The organism is Nocardioides montaniterrae, from assembly GCF_054782655.1.
Map to the genome: position 1 here is coordinate 223868 of NZ_BAAGSB010000002.1, position 17318 is coordinate 241185.

The window sequence follows — 17318 nt, forward strand, 5'->3', positions numbered from 1 at the left end:
TGCGGCGGTCCGAGCCGCCTACTTGTTCCCCGGCAGATGTGAGATCGGGACGTCGCACTGTGCGCGCAGCGCGCGTGCCGTACCGCACGCCGTGATCTTCCATGGGACCCGCAGCACTCCGGCCTGGCCGTCGCTGTTGAAGTGGATGTCGAACCCGTTGACGGATCCGCCTTGCTTGCCGACCTTCAGCGTGATCACCAGCTCGTAGGCGACCGAGAGGTTCGGCACCCTTCCGTTCAGAACGGCTTGCTGCTGAGTGGCGCGCTGCTTGCAGGTCGCCGCCACGCGGGTGCCAGCAATGGCCGTCGACCATTGGCCGCGTGCGACGAACGTGCGCTGAGGGTCGCGCCACATCGGTGGGGTGCCCTTGGAGTTGACGCCTTCGAAGTCTCTGCGCTTGAAGGCCGGGGTGTTCTTGACGGCAGACCGTGTCGTGGTGCGAAGCCAAGTCGTCACTGACAACGGTGGTGCGGCGGCTGAGGGGTGCGGCACGACGGAGGTAATGGTCGCTTCGGTGGCGGCTCGGGTGACGCAGAGAAAGAACTGACCGTCTGAGAAGTCCCAAGGTGTGTGCGGCGACGCGTCGGCCGCGAAGCCCCCCGGCCCGCTGTACGCCGAAAGGGGGCTCTTTGTTGCCGGCCCATCTACGTAGGTACGCACCATCGAAGGCGCATCGCTCGAGCTGCAGCTGGCCAGGAAGCTCACGGCCAATAGCGCCCCGATCAGACCGCCGGTGCTTCTCACAGACGTGGCTTCTCGATGATCTGGCTGGCGTATGGCGGCATGTCGTTGCTGCCGCACAGGCGCTGGCCTTCCTTGGTGTGGTACTTCAACTCAGCATCCAGATTGTAAGCGCGCTCGCTGCTGCCCGACCAGTTCAAGAACGCGAGTTGGGCTCCTCTTGAGGCGGTGAACGACGACCCGGCGGCCCGGTAGCGCGTGAACGTCCCGGCGGACTGGCGCACGCAATAGTGCCAACTGACAGGCCGCGTGACGTTGTAGACCGAGCGAGTTCCGCCGTTGTATCGGCCCGGCGCCCATGTGCTGTAGCTGCAGTAGACCCCTTGGTAGCACTCGAGGTCGGAGAGGTGGGTGATGGCGTGGACATAGGTGACTCCGACCTGGAACTTCCTTCCCGCGCTGTTCGGATCCCACTCGAAACCGAAGCTGCGACTCACCGTCTGGGTGCCTGACTGATTCCAGTTGGCGGATGCGTCGGCCCCCTTGGCCACGCTGTAGGAGATCGCGACACCGAAGCTGGAAGTGAACGTGGATGAACTGTTGTTCTTCCACGTCATCCATGAAGTCGACCCGCCGACCGGATACCCGGTCCCGATCGTGGCCCACGCTTGCTTCACGCCGACGTAATCGGTGTAGCTGCGCTTCGCGACCGCTCGTGAGGCTCGCGCTGGCGCCGAGGCCGTCGCGGCCACATGCGTGGAAACGTCGACCCCCGAGATTTGGGCGGCGCGCGCCGTTCGCGGACTCGAAACCGCGTGGATCGGGTCGGTCCAGTGGGCCGTCGAGCCGTTCTGTGCGGGGACGTAACGGGCGGTCGCGGTGTGCACCGCGTACTTCAAGGTCGACTGGTTCTCGGTCAAGGTCACGAAGGTGACGTCCCCGTTTCGGTCACGTACCGAGGTCGGCAACGCACCGTTGGAGATGTTGACCGAGTACGACGACCCTGACACCGTGACCGTTGAGTCGGGTAGCCGGTACAGCGTGTTCTTGGAGCCCACTGAGGAGGCCTGCGTCGAGGGCTTTGGCAGCGCGTAGACGGCGACGTACATGTTGGTGCCGCCGCCAGTTATGGACCCGTGCAGTGCGACGGGTGCGGCAGCGTCCGCAATCGCTGGAGCGGACGGGACTGCGATCGTCGCGGTTGGCACGACGATTCCTACGCCGACCAGTGCGCACAGACGCTTCAGATGTGACGGAGACATAGGTGGTTCAACTCCTCCGGTCCGAGATGCCCGCCCTCAACGGGCGGTGCTGGCTCGCCTACCCACGCTGGATCGGCTGCAAACGCAGTGTCTGTGATGCCACTTTGCTCGATGCGATCCGAATGCCGAGCAGCCCCGGTGCGCGTCGGTCACGCCTGTGGCTTCCGCCGGGCGAGTGATCCGCTGAACATTTGGCACCACGCATCACGGCGTACGGCGGCGCTGCGATACTGACGGCGCGCAGGGCCTCGCAACAGGCCTCGTGCGGGCCCCTAGCTCAATTGGCAGAGCTGAGGACTTTTAATCCTTAGGTTGTGGGTTCGAGTCCCACGGGGCCTACCTCTGGAGCATTTCCCGGGCCGTCACATCGGCGTCGCGCAACTTTCACGAACGATCTTGAGAAGTGTTGTGTTGAGAGGTTTCGGCCGTCGTTCAGATTGATAGTGTCCCTGTTGCACCCGGTGCAAGGTTCGAAAGGTTTTGACGCCTGGAGTCTTTGTGGCCGACGGCGTTTCTGGTTTGTGGTACCACCAATCACGGGTCCGGAGCGACGTGTCATTCGCAGCGGGTGCGGGTCGTCGAGGTGACGGCTCTCGCCCAGACACAAGGAGTAACGAGCAATGGCTCAGGGCACCGTGAAGTGGTTCAGCGCCGAGAAGGGCTTCGGTTTCATCGAGCAGGACGGCGGCGGCGACGACGTCTTCGTCCACTACTCGGCGATCCAGACCAACGGCTACAAGTCCCTCGAGGACGGCCAGAAGGTCGAGTTCGACGTCACCGCCGGCCCCAAGGGCCCGCAGGCCGAGAACGTCCGCGCTCTCTGATCGAACCACTCGATCGCACTCGCGCCCCGCTGCTCCGGCAGCGGGGCGCGAGTCGCTTTTCGGTCGCATTTCCTGCGTGATCCTGGTTTGGCGCGGTGGCACAGTGGGTAAGGCGGCATGCAGATTTATGTTCTGTCGGTTGGGGGGCCGGCGTGGCTTGCCGATCGGGAGGAGCAAGCACGTGGAGGACCAGTTCGAGGTGCAGCTGGACGACGACGACCTGTTGTCCGAGGTCGAGCTGACGACCAACCTGATCATCGCGGCGACCGCCTCGGAGCGTCGCCTGCCTCAGGTGGAGATCGACCGGATCCTCGGCATCCGCCCCGCGTCGTAGGGACACTGGATCGATATACCCCTGGGGGGTATGCTGGCCACATGGAGACCAGCACCTGGATCGTTGACGGCATGACCTGCGGCCACTGCGTCGCCTCCGTGACCGAGGAGCTCGGCGAGATCGACGGCGTCAGCGCTGTCGACGTGACGCTCGAGGACGGCACGGTCGTCGTCACCAGCGCCGCCGCGCTCACCCGTGAGGCCGTCGAGGCGGCGGTCACCGAGGCGGGGTACACGTTGCGATGAGCACCGTCGACCTCGAGCTGACCGGGATGACCTGCGCCTCGTGCGCGAACCGGATCGAGCGCAAGCTCAACAAGCTCGAGGGCGTCACGGCGTCGGTCAACTATGCGACCGAGAGGGCGCGGGTCGAGTTCCCACCCGGCACCGCGCTCGGCGAGCTGATCGGTGCGGTGGAGGCAGCCGGTTACGGCGCTTCGCCGTACGTCGAGAGCGCCGACGTCACCGCTCCGAGCGAGCTGGACGCCCTGCGCCGCCGCCTGCTCGTCAGCGCCGCCCTCGCGGTCCCCGTCCTGCTCGTCGCGATGGTCCCGCCGCTCCAGGTCACGGCCTGGCCGTGGATCGCGTGGGCGCTCGCCACGCCGGTCGCCACCTGGGGCGCCTGGCCGTTCCACCGCGCCGCCCTGGCCAACCTCCGCCACGGCAGCGCGACGATGGACACGCTCGTCTCGACCGGCGTGAGCGCGGCGTACCTCTGGTCGGTGGTCGCGCTGCTCGTGGGCGATGCCGACATGACCTACTTCGAGACGGCGGCGGGCGTGACCACCTTCCTCCTCGCGGGGAGGTACGCCGAGAAGCGGGCCAAGCGGCGAGCGGGCTCCGCGATGCGTGCCCTCGCCGCGTTGCGCGCGCGGGAGGTGACGCTGCTGCCCGACGGCCTGGGCGGTCCCGAGTCGGTCGTCCCGATCGAGCGGCTCGGGGTGGGCGAGCTGTTCGTCGTACGACCGGGGGAGCGGGTGGCGACCGACGGCGTGGTCGTGACGGGCTCGTCGGCCATCGACGCCGCCGCGTTCACCGGTGAGTCCGTGCCGGTCGAGGTCGGCGACGGTGACGACGTGCTCGGCGCGACGCTCAACACGACCGGCCGGCTGGTGGTGCGTGCGACCGGGGTGGGCGAGTCCACCCAGCTCGCGCAGATCGCGCGGCTGGTCGAGGACGCCCAGGCGGGCAAGGCCGCCGTGCAGCGCCTGGCCGACCGGGTCTCGGCGGTCTTCGTGCCGTTCGTGATCGCCCTGTCGCTGGCCACGCTCGCCGGCTGGGCGATCCTTGGGCCGACCTGGACCGACGCCTTCACCGCAGCCGTCGCCGTCCTGATCATCGCCTGCCCGTGCGCGCTCGGGCTCGCCACGCCGACGGCGCTGATGGTCGGCACGGCCCGGGGTGCCCAGCTCGGCATCCTGATCCGCGGACCCGAGGTGCTCGAGGCCGCGCGTGCGATCGACACGGTCGCGCTGGACAAGACCGGCACTGTCACCGAGGGGCGGATGCGCGTGGTGTCGGTGGTCGCGGAGGGCTCCGCCGAGGACGTCGTACGCCGCAACGCCGCCACCGTCGAGTCCGCCTCCGAGCACCCGATCGCCCGGGCGATCGCCGGCAGCGCCGGCGCCACCGGCACGGGCGAGCTGACGGAGTTCAGCAACCACGCCGGCCTCGGCGTGACCGGCTCCGTCGACGGGACCCAGGTCGTGGTGGGCCGCGCCGGGTTCCTGCGCGAGCAGGGCATGACCGTCCCGGCCGCGCTCGAGCGCGCCGTCGACGAGGGCGAGGGTGCCGGCGCGACGGTCGTCCTCGTCGGCTGGGAGGGCGTCGCGCGGGGGGCGTTCACCGTGGCCGACACGGTCGCTGCGGGGGCGGCCACCGCCGTCGAGCGGCTGCACGCGCTCGGCCAGCGGGTCGTGCTGCTGACCGGCGACAACGAGCGCGCCGCCCGCCACGTCGCCGACCAGGTGGGGATCGACGAGGTCGTGGCCGGCGTGATGCCGGCCGACAAGGCGGCGTACGTCTCGCGCCTGCAGGACGAGGGTCGCCGGGTCGCGATGGTGGGGGACGGCATCAACGACGCCGCCGCCCTGGCCGGCGCCGACCTCGGCATCGCGATGGGCGCCGGCACCGATGTCGCCCAGGCCGCGGCCGACCTGACCATCCTCGGCTCGGACCTCGGGCTCGCCGTCGACGGCATCCGGCTGTCGCGGCGTACGTTCCGGATCATCCGGTCCAACCTGGTCTGGGCCTTCGGCTACAACGTGGCCGCGCTCCCGCTCGCCGTCGCCGGCCTGGCGACCCCGATGCTCGCCGGCGCCGCCATGGCGCTGTCCAGCGTGTTCGTGGTCGGCAACTCGCTCCGGTTGCGACGATTCCGGTAGGGACTACCGAGCCCCCTCAGCAGCTGGCGAACAGCAACGGCCCGTTGTCCAGGTCGGAGAGGACGTACGTGTCGGGCTTGGGCCGGAGATCCATGGTGACGACGTCGCCGTCGGCGGCGACCCGGCCGAGGGTGAACCGGTCGGTGAACGAGCCGCCCTGGCCGGGGGCGGGACCGACGGCCAGCCGGGAGCGGGTGTCGGCGTTGGTGCGTGCCTGGTCGGAGCTCTCGAAGGCCATCGCGACGCGCACGAGCGAGGCCGACCGGTGCGCGATCGCGAAGGCGTCCATCGGGTTGAGCTTCCCGGCCTCCTGGATCAGTCGGGCGCCCTCGACCTGGTCGGCGTCGTCGGCGCGGTTCATGGCCAGGGCGCTGCAGGCGTAGTCGCCGGCGTAAACCGACGCGGAGCGCGCGGAGCCGATCGCGTCGGTGACCGAGGCCAGCGCGTCCGAGGACGTGCCCCGCTCGAGACCACGCCACCTGCCGAGGAAGGCGGCGTTGTCGGAGGCGGCCAGCACGTGGTGGTCGGAGTCGATGGTCAGCGCTGTCAGCTCGGGGGTCAGGTCGCCGATGTCGCCCAGCGATGGATGCGTCCACAACCCGTCGGCGCTGGACGGCGCGCGGTAGCCGATCTTCTCCAGCGTGCGGCGCAGGTCGCCGAGGTCGAGGTCGGCCGGCAGGCCCATCAGCTCGACGGCGCCGTCGGTGCCCTGGGCGTAGAGCTCCCAGTCGAGGTCGGCGGGGGAGAACCCGAACGACCGGGCGAGCACGGGAGCGGAGTCGACCAGGGCCGACTCGGAGTCGAGGTCGTGGTCGAAGGCCGTGCTCAACAGCTGCGCCACCGGCGTCGAGGACGACAGGCCGAGCTCATCGCGTACGCCGGCCCAGTCGGTCCAGCTGAACCGGACCGCCGTGCGCGGGGCGAGCGCGAGGGCGGCGGCCAGGCGGCTGGACGGCTCGGAGCGGTGGTGGAGCCAGGCGAGCGCCCCGCCACCGAGGAGGAGTGCGACCAGCACGGTCAGCACCACCCAGCGCCGCTTCATCCATCGACCTTCTTCCGCTGCAGGAGCCCGGATAGGTGACACTAGCGCCGTGGCCACCACCACCCGCCCCCCGATCGTCGCTGCCGGCGTCGTGGTCTTCCGCCCTGGGCGGCAGGTCCTGCTGGTGCACCGCCCGAAGTACGACGACTGGTCCTTCCCCAAGGGCAAGCTCGAGCGCGGCGAGCACCGCGTGGCCGCTGCGGTCCGTGAGGTGGCCGAGGAGACCGGCCTGCACGTGCGGCTCGGCCCACCGCTGCCGGACCAGGGCTACCCGGTCAACGGGCGTCCGAAGGTGGTCCACTACTGGACCGGCCGCGTGGTCGGCGACGACGACGTGTCCGGCTACCGGCCCAACGCCGAGATCGACGAGGTCGCCTGGGTGCCCGTCGACCGGGCCACGGACCTGCTGACCTACGACTACGACCGCGAGACGCTGGCCGAGGCCCTCGGCGTACGTCGACGTACGCGGGCGCTGGTCGTCCTGCGGCACGCCAACGCGCGCTCCCGCACCCACTGGGCGGGCGACGACCGCCTCCGTCCGCTCCTGCAGACCGGGCTCACCCAGTCGGACCGGCTGGTGCCGCTGCTCGCGGCGTACGACGTCAGCCACGTGGTGACCTCCTCGAGCACCCGCTGCGTCCAGACGGTCGAGCCGTACGCCGCCACCACGGGCTTCGACCTCGACCTCCGGCGTCAGCTCAGCGAGGAGGACGCCTCGCCGCGCAGCGTGGAGAGGATCGTCGACGAGCTGCTCGAGGACGAGCACGGCGCGGTCCTGTGCAGCCACCGGCCCGTGCTGCCACTCGTGTACGACGCGCTCGGGCTGAGCAAGAAGCAGCGCTCGACAGCCCTCGCCGAACCGCTCGCGCCCGCCGAGATGCTGGTGCTGCACACCCGCAAGGGCGCGGTCGTCGCGTTCGAGCGACACCGGACGGCGTGACGCCGACCACGTGCCGTCGTACGTCGCTCAGCGACTGTTCACCTCGCGTTCAGGCATGCCGCAGGGTTGCGTTACCCGGCCTCCCTAGCTTCGTCCTGTCCAGTTCGAAAGCCGAGGGTGCACAGAGCCCCTCAACTCGAGAGGCATCGTCTTGAACCTCAACACCATCCGCCGTGCCGCCCTCCCCGGCATCGCCGCCGTCGCGCTCGCGACCTCCCTCGCCGCGTGTGGCTCCAGCAACGACTCGGGCAGCAGCTCGGTCGCCGCCGGCGGCTCGACCGCCCAGGAGAAGGCTCAGGAGTCGTGGCGCGGTGGCTACGCCGCCACCAACTCCGACGCCACGATCACCTACGACGCCATCGGCTCGGGTGACGGTCGCGCGGGATTCATCAAGGGCACCTACTCGTTCGTGGGCTCGGACTCCCCGATGGACGCCGACGAGCTGAAGCAGGCCAAGGCGACCTGTGGCGCCGACCCGATCGAGTTCCCGGTCTTCATCTCGCCGATCGACGTGGCCTTCCACCTCAAGGGCGTCGACACCCTCAACCTCGACTCCTCGACGATCGCCAAGATCTTCACCGGCAAGATCACCACGTGGAACGACAAGGCCATCGCCGCCCAGAACAAGGGCGTCAAGCTGCCGGCCGAGAAGATCATCCCGGTCCACCGCTCGGACTCCTCCGGCACGACCGACAACTTCACCGACTACCTGCACCAGACGGCCGCTGCCGACTGGTCCACCGAGCACGACTCGGACTGGCCGACCACCAAGGGTGAGGCGCAGGACGGTGGCTCCGGCGTCGTCGGCGCCGTCGTCGACAACGAGGGTGCCATCACCTACGCCGACGACTCGGCCGTGCAGGGCCAGGGCCTCGGCCTGGTCAGCATCAAGGTCGGCGGCACGTACGTCGCCCCGTCCGCCGACGGTGCGGCCAAGGCGCTCTCCTCGTCCAAGAAGACCGCCGGTACGCCGGCCAGCGTCCTGCAGTACGACCTGAACCGCACCTCGACCGACCCGTCGACGTACCCGCTGTTCATGGCGTCCTCCGAGATCGCCTGCCCGTCGTACAAGGACAAGGGCACCGCCGACGTCGTCAAGGGCTTCCTGACCTACATGCTCTCCGAGCAGGGCCAGGCCGTCGCCGCGAAGAACGCGTTCTCCGCGCCCCTGCCGACCGAGATCTCCGCTGCCGCGCAGAAGCTGGTCGACCAGATCAGCTGATCGCCGCGTCGATCACCACGGTGAGCGGCGGACCCTTCGGGGTCCGCCGCTTCGCCCATGTTCCGCCCGATGCGCCCCCGGCGCAGCAACCACCTGGAGGTCCGGAGTGACCGCGACCGAACCCACCGCCACGCGACGTCATCGTGCGATCGGGGACACCCTCTTCTTCTCGACGGCCCTGTCGGCCGGCGTGCTGATCATGGTCGTCCTGGCCGCGGTGTTCGTCTTCCTCGCCGTGCAGGGCGTACCCGGCCTGCACACGGCCAAGGAGGTCTACGAGCCGGCCGCGTCGAGCTTCTGGTCCTACGCCGGCAAGCTCCTCTTCGGCACCGCGTTCGTGGCCGTGCTGGCGATGTGCCTGGCGGTCCCCTTCTCGCTCGGTCTCGCGCTCTTCATCTCGCACTACGCGCCGCGCCGGCTGGCCGTGCCGGTGGCCTACCTGATCGACCTGCTGGCCGCCGTGCCGTCGGTCATCTTCGGCCTGTGGGGTGGGCGGGTCGTCACCCACGCCAGCATCCCGCTGCAGGTCTGGCTCCACGAGCACCTCGGCTGGATCCCGCTGTTCGGCGGCGAGCCGTCGGGCACGGGCTCGACGGTCCTGATCGCGGTCATCGTGCTCGCCATCATGATCATCCCGATCACCACCGCCATCGCGCGTGAGGTCTTCCAGCAGACGCCCAAGCTCCAGGAGGAGGCCGCGCTCGGCCTCGGCGCCACCCGCTGGGAGATGATCCGGCTGGCAGTGCTGCCGCACTCGCGCTCGGGCATCGTCGCCGGCGCCATGCTCGGCCTGGGTCGCGCGCTCGGCGAGACGATGGCCGTCGCGATGGTGCTCAACGGCAACCCGCTCGTGTCGATCCACATCCTGACGACCGAGGCGCCGGCGACGATCGCGTCGAACATCGCCTCGCAGTACAAGAACGAGGACTCCCGCATGCAGGCGGTCCTGATCGCCACCGGTCTGGTGCTCTTCGTCTTCACCTTCATCGTCAACTTCGCCGCGCGAGCGATCGTGGCCCGTGCGGAGAGGAAGCTCCGATGAGCGCCGCCGTCGCTGTCACCGCCCCGCCCTCCACCCTGTCGATCCGTGGGAACCGGCTGCCGGTCTTCGCGCCGTACCTCGTGCTGGTCGGCTCGGCCTCCGCCGCCGCCCTGGTCGCGCTGCTGCTCGGGTGGGGCTGGGTCCCCATCGGGATCCTCACCGTGCTCATCGCCGACGTCGCCCTGCCGCTCTGGTCGCGGATCGTCGAGGGCCGCCGCGCCGCCGCCGACCGGTTCATCACCTGCCTGGTGTGGACCGCGCTCGCCTGCGCGCTCGTCCCGCTGGTCTGGGTGCTCACCGAGGTCGTCATCAAGGGGGCGCCGCACATCGACGGCTACTTCCTGACCCACGACTCGACCCCGCACTTCGACCCGAAGACCCTCGAGGTCAGCGGTGGTGGCGGCGCGCTGCACGCCCTCGTCGGCACGCTGCTGGTCACGCTCGGCGCGATCGTCATCTCGGTGCCGGTCGGCCTGATGGCCGCTATCTACCTCGTCGAGTACGGCCGCGGCACCTGGATCGCCCGGGGCATCACGCTGCTGGTCGACGTGATGACCGGCATCCCCTCGATCGTCGCGGGTCTGTTCGCGCTCGCGCTGTTCACCGAGTTCGGCAGCCCCGGCACCCGCATGGGCCTGATGGGCTCGGTCGCGCTGTCGCTGCTGATGGTCCCCACGGTCGTCCGCGCGGCCGAGGAGATGATGCGGCTGGTCCCGAACGACCTGCGCGAGGCGGCGTACGCCCTCGGCGTGCCGAAGTGGCGCACCATCGTCAAGGTGGTCCTGCCGACCGCCATCGGTGGCGTCGTCACCGGTGTGATGCTCGCCGTCAGCCGGGTGATCGGCGAGACCGCGCCGCTGCTGGTCGCGGTCGGGACCGTCGACTCGATGAACTGGAACCTGTTCAACAGCCGCATGGAGACGCTGCCGACCTTCATCATGCAGAACTACTCCGGCACCCACGACATGTACAAATGGGCGTGGAGCGGGGCCCTGCTGCTGATCCTGATCGTCATGATCCTCAACCTCGTCGCCCGCATCGTCGGGAAGATCTTCGCCCCCAAGACCGGGCGCTAAGGAGTCACTGCAATGGCCAAGAGCATCGACGTCTCCGACGTCAACATCTACTACGGCGACTTCCTCGCGGTCGAGGGCGTCAACATGTCCATCAAGGCCGGCGCGGTCACCGCGTTCATCGGGCCCTCGGGCTGCGGCAAGTCGACCATGCTCCGCTCGCTCAACCGCATGCACGAGGTCATCCCCGGCGCGCGCGTCGACGGACAGATCATCGTCGACGGACAGGACCTCTACGGTCCGGGCATCGACCCCGTCGCCGTACGCCGGACCGTGGGCATGGTGTTCCAGCGGCCGAACCCGTTCCCGACGATGTCGATCTACGACAACGTCCTGGCCGGCAGCAGGCTGAACGCCAAGAAGATCAAGAAGGCCGACGCCGACGTGATCGTGGAGCGCTCCCTCCAGGGCGCCAACCTCTGGAACGAGGTCAAGGACCGCCTGGGCAAGCCGGGCATGGGCCTCTCCGGAGGCCAGCAGCAGCGCCTGTGCATCGCCCGGGCGATCGCCGTGCAGCCCGAGATCCTGCTGATGGACGAGCCGTGCTCGGCCCTCGACCCGATCTCGACCTCGGCCGTGGAGGACCTGATCCACGAGCTCAAGAGCGACTACACGATCGTGATCGTCACCCACAACATGCAGCAGGCGGCGCGGGTCTCGGACGACACCGGCTTCTTCAACCTCAAGGCGACCGGCGAGCCCGGTCACCTGGTCGAGTTCAACCCGACCAAGAAGATGTTCGCCAACCCGGACAACGAGTCGACCGAGGCCTACATCTCGGGCCGCTTCGGATGAGCCTGAGCCGCCGGTGGGCCGAGGCGACGGGCGCGCAGCTGCTCGTGGTCGACCCGTCGGCGGACAAGGAGCACCTCACGGACGCGATGGCCGACCGCGGCGTGCACCTGGTGTGGGTCGACTCGACGGTCGACGGGCTGGTCGAGTTCGGCCGGGTCCACCCCAACGCGGTCATCGTCGACCCGAGGGCGCCCGGCATCCCGGCGGCCGAGTTCGTCGCCGCGATCCGCCGGCACGGTGCGGCGTACGTCGTGGCGGTGCTGGAGCGCAGCGATCCCGAGCGTGCCGGTGAGCTGCTGCGGGCGGGCGCGAGTGCGTTGATGCCGACGTCGTACACCGCGCACCACCTGTGGGAGGCGCTGACGGCGTCGCCCGAGCCGCTCTCGGAGCGGGCGCACCTCAGCGTCGGGCCGATCGAGCTGGACGCGGACGCCTACACCGTCTCGATCGACGGCGTACGCCTCAAGGACCTGCCGCTCAAGGAGTTCGAGCTGTTGCGGGAGCTGATGCGTCGCGCCCCGCGAGTGGTCACCGACGAGGACCTCAGGGCCGCCCTGTGGGGCGAGGGCGAGGCCACCGGCAACACCATCGCCATGCACGTCACGCGGCTGCGTGCGCGGCTGGGAGCGGCCGCGACGGTACGCCGGATCCGCGGCCGGGGCTACGGGTTGATGGTCTGAGCCGGCTCAGGTGAGGATCGGGTTGAGCAGGCCGTACGCCGCTGCCGCGACCAGAGCGGCGCAGGGGAAGGTCAGCACCCAAGCCAGCACGATCGCGCCGGCCATGTTCCACTTCACCGCGCCCTTGCCCCGGGTCGCTCCGGCACCCATCACCGCCGAGGTGATGGTGTGCGTGGTGGAGACGGGCGCCTTGAAGTGCAGCGCCATGACGTAGAGGACGCCGGTGGCCACGGTCTCGGCGGCGAAGCCGGACGGCGGGTCGAGCTTGATGATCTTGCGTCCGATGGTGCGCATGATCCGCCAGCCGCCGGAGTAGGTGCCGAAGGAGATCGCTGCGGCCGAGCCCAGGATGACCCAGAGCGGGAGGTGGTCGATGTTGTACTTCTGCGGGTCGTAGGTGACCAGCGCGAGCAGGATGACACCCATCGTCTTCTGCGCGTCCTGCAGACCGTGACCGAGGGCCAGCGTCGCTGCCGAGAAGACCTGGAGGGCCCGGAAGTTGCGGTTGATGGCGTGCGGGTTGCGCTTCCGCAGCAGCCACAGGAACGACATCATCAGCGCGAACGCCATGGTGAAACCGATGACCGGGGAGGCCACCATCGGGACCAGGACCTTCTCCTTGATGGTGGTCCAGTTGACCGTTCCCCCGCCGACGATGCCGGCGCCGACCAGCGCGCCGATGAGGGCGTGCGAGGAGGACGAGGGGAGGCCGAAGTACCAGGTGACGAGGTTCCAGGCGATGGCGCCGATGAGGGCGCCGAGGATGATGACCAGGCCTTGGCGCCCGTCGATCGTGCCGATGGTGTCGGCGACCGTGTGGGCGACCTCGGTGCCGATGAGGGCACCGATGAAGTTCATGACCGCGGCGAGGGTGAGGGCGATGCGCGGGGTCAGCGCCCGCGTGGAGACCGAGGTCGCGATCGCGTTCGCCGCGTCGTGGAATCCGTTGGTGTAGTCGAACGCCAGGGCGATGACGACCAACGCGATGAGGATCGCGAGCTCCATGGCGTTGCTCAGGACTCCTTGACGGCGATCTGCTCGACGATGTTCGCCACCCGCTCGAACGCGTCGATCGCAGCCTCGAGCGACTCCACGATGTCCTTGAGCTTGAGGACCTCGATCGTCTTGTACTCGCCCGAGAAGAGGTGGGCCAGCATCCGGCGGTGGTTGCGGTCACCGGTGTTCTCGAGGCGGTTGACCTCGATCCAGTAGTCCTCCAGCGACTTCATCGACTGCAGGCGCGGCATCGCGGCGGCGGTGAGCTCGGCGCAGCGCTGGATCACGTCGACCTGGGCCGAGAGCTCGGCCGGGAAGATGGCGACCTCGTACAGCAGGATCAGGTCGACGGTCTCGTCCATCATGTCCATGACGTCGTCGAGACCGGAGCCGAGGGCGTAGATGTCCTCGCGCTCGAAGGGCGTGACGAAGGTGCTGTTCACCTTCTTGACGATCGCGTGCGTCGTCTCGTCGGCCTCGTGCTCGGCCGTGCGCATGCGCTCGGCGACGGCCTCGTGATCGGCGTTGTCGGCGAGCATCTCGGCGAGCAGGCCGGCGCCCTTGACGAGGTGCTGGGCGGACTCGGTGAACAGGTCGTAGAACGACGTGTCGACCGGGCGAAGTCGGAATCCCACGGTTTACTCCCGTTGAGGCATAGGCGAACGCGCTCAGCCTAGGGGGTGAACGAGCGGAGTTGGCAACATCGGCGTGCCCAGAACGCCCCGAAGTGGCGATCCGCACGCAGAGCCGGGCTGCGGCGTGAACAGCGGGTGAATGGACGGTGAACGATCAGCGGTTGCGGCGGCGCTGGCGCTCGATCAGCGTCTCGTGCAGGTGGTCGGTCCCGGCGTTGGCCTCCCAGTGGCCGTCCACACCGAGCTCCCACGCCTGCGTGCTCGGCGCGAACGCCAGGTCGAGCAGAGCCTGGACCTCCTGCTTGGCCTTGTCGCCCGGCAGCCGCACCAGCACCTCGACGCGGCGGTCGAGGTTGCGGTGCATCATGTCGGCCGAGCCGATCCAGTACGTCGGGTCGCCACCGTTCTCGAACGTGAAGATCCGGCTGTGCTCGAGGAACCGGCCCAGGATCGACCGGACGCTGATGTTCTCGGACAGGCCGGGTACGCCGGGCCGCAGCGCGCAGATGCCCCGCACCAGGAGCTCGACCGGCACGCCCTCGGCAGAGGCGAGGTAGAGCGTGTCGATCAGCTTCTCGTCCACGATCGAGTTGGCCTTGATCCGGATCCGGGCGGGTCGTCCGGCACGGTGGTGGGCGATCTCGTCGTGGATCTGCTCGATCAGGCCCGAACGCACCGAGTCGGGTGCGACCAGGAGCTGGTCGTACTTGGCGTTGCGCGACCAGCCCGAGAGGTTGTTGAACAGGTGGGCGACGTCCTCGCCGATCACCTCGTCGATGGTCAGCAGGCCCAGGTCCTCGTACATCCGCGAGGTCTTCGGGTTGTAGTTGCCCGTGCCGATGTGGGTGTAGCGGCGGATGCCCTCGGGTTCGTCGCGGACGACCATGGCCAGCTTGCAGTGGGTCTTGAGCCCGACCAGGCCGTAGACCACGTGGCAGCCCGCCTGCTCGAGCTTGCGCGCCCACCTGATGTTGGCGGTCTCGTCGAAGCGGGCCTTGATCTCGACCAGGACCAGGACCTGCTTGCCGGCCTCGGCGGCGTCGATCAGGGCGTCGACGATGGGGGAGTCGCCGGAGGTGCGGTAGAGCGTCTGCTTGATGGCCAGGACGTGCGGGTCGGCCGCGGCCTGCTCGATGAACCGCTGCACCGAGGTGGCGAAGGAGTCGTAGGGGTGGTGCAGCAGCACGTCGGTGCGGCGTACGGCCTTGAAGACGTCGACCGGGGCCGCGGACTCGACCGGTGCCAGGTCGGCGTGGGTGGTCGGCACGAAGGAGGGGTACTTCAGGTCCTCGCGCGGGAGGTCGGCGATGCCGTGCAGGCCGCGCAGGTCGAGCGGACCGGGGACCTTGAAGACCTCCGCCTCGCTGATGTCGAGCTCGGAGACGAGCAGCTCGAGAACGGTCGGCGCGATCGACTGCTCCACCTCGAGACGCACCGGTGGGCCGAACTTGCGCCGCAGCAGCTCCTTCTCGAGGGCGGCGAGCAGGTTCTCGGCGTCGTCCTCCTCGACCTCGACGTCCTCGTTGCGGGTGACGCGGAAGGTGTGGGCCTCGAGCACCTCCATGCCTGGGAAGAGCCGACGCAGGTGGGCGCTGATCAGGTCCTCGAGCGGCACGAAGCGCGAGTTGCCGAGCTTGATGAACCGGTCGATGTTCGAGGGCACCTTCACGCGGGCGAAGTGCTCCTTGCCCGTCTTGGGGTTGCGGATCACGACGGCGAGGTTGAGCGAGAGGCCCGAGATGTAGGGGAACGGGTGGGCCGGGTCGACCGCCAGCGGCGTCAGGACGGGGAAGATCCGGTCCTTGAAGAGCTTCTTGCAGGCCTTCTGCTCGTCGCGGTCGAGGTCGGCCCAGCGGACGAGGTGGATCTCCTCCTTCTCCAGCGCAGGGATCAGCCGGTCCCGGAAGATCTCGGCGTGGCGCTGGCTGAGCTGGTCGGCGCGCTCCCAGATCATGTCCAGCTGCTCGCGTGGCATGAAGCCGCTCGCCGCCCGGACCGCCAGGGCGGTCGCGATGCGGCGCTTCAGGCCGGCCACCCGGACCATGAAGAACTCGTCGAGGTTGCTGGCGAAGATCGCCAGGAAGCGCGTGCGCTCCAGCAGCGGGATCGACTCGTCCTCGGCCAGCTCGAGCACGCGCTCGTTGAAGCGGAGCCAGGACAGCTCGCGGTCCAGGAAGCGGTTGCCGACGGCCTCGATGGTGGCGACGAGCGCCTCGTCGGGGACATATCCGGGGGTGAGGTCCTCGGCCGGGGCGGGCTCGATCGAGTCCTCGGATCCATCGCTCGGGTGGTGCACGGAGCGCTGCGCTTCGATCGACATGAGCCGATCTTCCCACCGCCGGGTGAACGTCGGGTGACGTGCTGCGTAGGGTGCTGGCGTGAACCTTCGCTCGACCGTCGAGGGCCTCGGCCTGCGCGCCCTCACCGCCCTGCCCGCCCAGGTCCAGCGCACCCTCTCCGGGGGCGCGACCGTGCGCGACGGCCAGACCCTCGCACCGGACCTCGGCCTGATGCTGAAGGTGCAGAACCTGACCCGCAGCGACGCCGAGCTCCCGGTGGAGCAGCTGCGCGAGCGGATGCGCGTCGATGCGGCGCTGGTCGGCGGCCGTCAGCCGATCGGATCGGTCCGATCGCTGACCGTGGCCGGCCGTCCCGCGCGCCACTTCCTGCCGTCGGTGCCCCTCGCCGCCTCCGGCGAGGCGGGACCGCTGCTGGTGTACGTCCACGGCGGCGGCTTCGTCGAGGGCGACCTCGACACCCACGACGCCACCTGTCGGCTGCTGGCCGAGCTGTCCGGCGTACCCGTCGTGGCCGTGACGTACGGCCTCGCGCCGGAGGCGAAGTTCCCGATCGGGCACGACGACGCGTACGCCGCCTACCTCGACGTGCTCAACCGGGCCGACGAGCTCGGTGCGGACCCCGCACGGATCGCCGTCGGCGGCGACTCGGCGGGCGGCAACCTCGCGGCGTGGATCGCGATCCGGGCTGCTCGCGAGCGGTTGCCCGTCGCGTTCCAGCTGCTGATCTACCCGACGGTCGACGGCCACCACGCGACCGAGAGCAAGCGGCTCTTCGGCAACGGCTTCTTCCTGACCGACGAGTCGATGGCCCGCTACGACCGCGAGCTCATCAACGGACCCGCCGACCTCGACGACGAGCGGATCAGCACGATCCGTGCCGAGCTGCCGGCCGGCCTCGCGCCGGCGTACGTCTGCACCGCGGGCTTCGACCCGTTGCGCGACGAGGCCGAGGCCTACGCCAAGCGGATGGCGACCGAGGGCCACGTGGTGGAGCTGGAGCGCTTCAGCGACCAGATCCACGGGTTCGTGAACATGCTCCTGGTGCCGAGCTGCCGAGCGGCCACCGGTGCGGTGGCCGCGCGGCTGCGGACGGCGATGACCGCCTGAGT

The 17318-nt window shown here is 69.3% G+C and carries 17 protein-coding genes and 1 tRNA gene; 12 read left to right on the plus strand and 6 right to left on the minus strand.

Annotation, left to right across the window (positions count from 1 at the left end; translation table 11 throughout):
* Positions 1–18 precede the first annotated feature (18 nt).
* Positions 19–705, minus strand: coding sequence for a hypothetical protein (locus ACYVJ3_RS04505; protein WP_460851315.1), 687 nt, complete (start codon positions 703–705; stop codon positions 19–21).
* A gap of 35 nt (positions 706–740) precedes the next feature.
* Positions 741–1889, minus strand: coding sequence for a hypothetical protein (locus tag ACYVJ3_RS04510; protein ID WP_460851316.1), 1149 nt, complete (start codon positions 1887–1889; stop codon positions 741–743).
* Between the two features lie 320 nt (positions 1890–2209).
* Here ACYVJ3_RS04510 and ACYVJ3_RS04515 point away from each other — a divergent pair.
* The 5 genes from ACYVJ3_RS04515 to ACYVJ3_RS04535 all read left to right on the plus strand — a co-directional run bounded on the left by ACYVJ3_RS04515 (position 2210) and on the right by ACYVJ3_RS04535 (position 5484).
* Positions 2210–2282 (plus strand) — tRNA-Lys (locus ACYVJ3_RS04515).
* Between the two features lie 281 nt (positions 2283–2563).
* The gene (locus ACYVJ3_RS04520; RefSeq protein WP_460851317.1) at positions 2564–2767 is read left to right on the plus strand and encodes a cold-shock protein; all 204 of its coding nucleotides are present in this window, start codon (positions 2564–2566) and stop codon (positions 2765–2767) included.
* 181 nt (positions 2768–2948) lie between these two features.
* A complete protein-coding gene (locus ACYVJ3_RS04525; protein ID WP_460851318.1) occupies positions 2949–3101 on the plus strand; it encodes a hypothetical protein in 153 nt (50 codons plus the stop codon).
* Between the two features lie 41 nt (positions 3102–3142).
* On the plus strand, positions 3143–3346 hold the full coding sequence (locus ACYVJ3_RS04530; RefSeq protein WP_460851319.1) for a heavy-metal-associated domain-containing protein: 204 nt from the start codon (positions 3143–3145) through the stop codon (positions 3344–3346).
* Positions 3343–5484, plus strand: a complete 2142-nt coding sequence (locus ACYVJ3_RS04535) for a heavy metal translocating P-type ATPase (RefSeq protein WP_460851320.1) — start codon at positions 3343–3345, stop codon at positions 5482–5484. Before ACYVJ3_RS04530 ends, ACYVJ3_RS04535 begins: the two co-directional genes overlap by 4 nt.
* A 16-nt stretch (positions 5485–5500) precedes the next feature.
* Here ACYVJ3_RS04535 and ACYVJ3_RS04540 read toward each other — a convergent pair whose 3' ends face one another.
* The gene (locus tag ACYVJ3_RS04540) at positions 5501–6526 is read right to left on the minus strand and encodes a hypothetical protein (RefSeq protein WP_460851321.1); all 1026 of its coding nucleotides are present in this window, start codon (positions 6524–6526) and stop codon (positions 5501–5503) included.
* 49 nt (positions 6527–6575) lie between these two features.
* Between ACYVJ3_RS04540 and ACYVJ3_RS04545 the strand changes: the two genes are divergently transcribed.
* The 6 genes from ACYVJ3_RS04545 to ACYVJ3_RS04570 all read left to right on the plus strand — a co-directional run bounded on the left by ACYVJ3_RS04545 (position 6576) and on the right by ACYVJ3_RS04570 (position 12278).
* On the plus strand, positions 6576–7466 hold the full coding sequence (locus ACYVJ3_RS04545; RefSeq protein ID WP_460851322.1) for an NUDIX hydrolase: 891 nt from the start codon (positions 6576–6578) through the stop codon (positions 7464–7466).
* Positions 7467–7617: 151 nt separating this feature from the next.
* Entirely contained in the window at positions 7618–8688 is a 1071-nt protein-coding gene (pstS, locus tag ACYVJ3_RS04550) for a phosphate ABC transporter substrate-binding protein PstS (protein ID WP_460851323.1), read from the plus strand.
* Between the two features lie 106 nt (positions 8689–8794).
* Positions 8795–9730: a phosphate ABC transporter permease subunit PstC gene (pstC, locus tag ACYVJ3_RS04555; RefSeq protein WP_460851324.1), complete on the plus strand. Its 936-nt coding sequence runs from the start codon at positions 8795–8797 to the stop codon at positions 9728–9730.
* Positions 9727–10806: a phosphate ABC transporter permease PstA gene (gene pstA / locus ACYVJ3_RS04560; protein ID WP_460851325.1), complete on the plus strand. Its 1080-nt coding sequence runs from the start codon at positions 9727–9729 to the stop codon at positions 10804–10806. The genes pstC and pstA overlap by 4 nt, the downstream gene beginning before the upstream one ends.
* 12 nt (positions 10807–10818) lie before the next feature.
* Positions 10819–11598 (plus strand): phosphate ABC transporter ATP-binding protein PstB, encoded by a 780-nt coding sequence (gene pstB / locus ACYVJ3_RS04565; RefSeq protein ID WP_460851326.1) that lies wholly within the window; start codon positions 10819–10821, stop codon positions 11596–11598.
* Complete coding sequence (locus tag ACYVJ3_RS04570) at positions 11595–12278, plus strand: response regulator transcription factor (RefSeq protein ID WP_460851327.1); 684 nt, start codon at positions 11595–11597, stop codon at positions 12276–12278. Before pstB ends, ACYVJ3_RS04570 begins: the two co-directional genes overlap by 4 nt.
* A gap of 6 nt (positions 12279–12284) precedes the next feature.
* Here the strand turns inward: ACYVJ3_RS04570 and ACYVJ3_RS04575 are convergent, their stop codons facing one another.
* The 3 genes from ACYVJ3_RS04575 to ACYVJ3_RS04585 all read right to left on the minus strand — a co-directional run bounded on the left by ACYVJ3_RS04575 (position 12285) and on the right by ACYVJ3_RS04585 (position 16229).
* Complete coding sequence (locus tag ACYVJ3_RS04575; RefSeq protein ID WP_460851328.1) at positions 12285–13283, minus strand: inorganic phosphate transporter; 999 nt, start codon at positions 13281–13283, stop codon at positions 12285–12287.
* A gap of 8 nt (positions 13284–13291) precedes the next feature.
* Complete coding sequence (locus ACYVJ3_RS04580; RefSeq protein ID WP_460851329.1) at positions 13292–13909, minus strand: DUF47 domain-containing protein; 618 nt, start codon at positions 13907–13909, stop codon at positions 13292–13294.
* Between the two features lie 154 nt (positions 13910–14063).
* The gene (locus ACYVJ3_RS04585) at positions 14064–16229 is read right to left on the minus strand and encodes an RNA degradosome polyphosphate kinase (protein ID WP_460851330.1); all 2166 of its coding nucleotides are present in this window, start codon (positions 16227–16229) and stop codon (positions 14064–14066) included.
* A 58-nt stretch (positions 16230–16287) separates the two neighbouring features.
* Here ACYVJ3_RS04585 and ACYVJ3_RS04590 point away from each other — a divergent pair, with 58 nt between their 5' ends.
* Positions 16288–17316, plus strand: a complete 1029-nt coding sequence (locus ACYVJ3_RS04590; RefSeq protein ID WP_460851331.1) for an alpha/beta hydrolase — start codon at positions 16288–16290, stop codon at positions 17314–17316.
* Positions 17317–17318: the final 2 nt, after the last annotated feature.

What these genes read in the sequence shown, in the direction of transcription:
- ACYVJ3_RS04530 (WP_460851319.1), top strand. Translation starts at nt 3,143, where the DNA reads ATGGAGACCAGCACCTGGATCGTTGACGGCATGACCTGCGGCCACTGC.
- pstA (WP_460851325.1), top strand. Translation starts at nt 9,727, where the DNA reads ATGAGCGCCGCCGTCGCTGTCACCGCCCCGCCCTCCACCCTGTCGATC.
- ACYVJ3_RS04575 (WP_460851328.1), bottom strand. Translation starts at nt 13,283, where the DNA reads ATGGAGCTCGCGATCCTCATCGCGTTGGTCGTCATCGCCCTGGCGTTC.
- ACYVJ3_RS04520 (WP_460851317.1), top strand. Translation starts at nt 2,564, where the DNA reads ATGGCTCAGGGCACCGTGAAGTGGTTCAGCGCCGAGAAGGGCTTCGGT.
- ACYVJ3_RS04540 (WP_460851321.1), bottom strand. Translation starts at nt 6,526, where the DNA reads ATGAAGCGGCGCTGGGTGGTGCTGACCGTGCTGGTCGCACTCCTCCTC.
- pstB (WP_460851326.1), top strand. Translation starts at nt 10,819, where the DNA reads ATGGCCAAGAGCATCGACGTCTCCGACGTCAACATCTACTACGGCGAC.
- ACYVJ3_RS04585 (WP_460851330.1), bottom strand. Translation starts at nt 16,229, where the DNA reads ATGTCGATCGAAGCGCAGCGCTCCGTGCACCACCCGAGCGATGGATCC.
- ACYVJ3_RS04570 (WP_460851327.1), top strand. Translation starts at nt 11,595, where the DNA reads ATGAGCCTGAGCCGCCGGTGGGCCGAGGCGACGGGCGCGCAGCTGCTC.
- ACYVJ3_RS04535 (WP_460851320.1), top strand. Translation starts at nt 3,343, where the DNA reads ATGAGCACCGTCGACCTCGAGCTGACCGGGATGACCTGCGCCTCGTGC.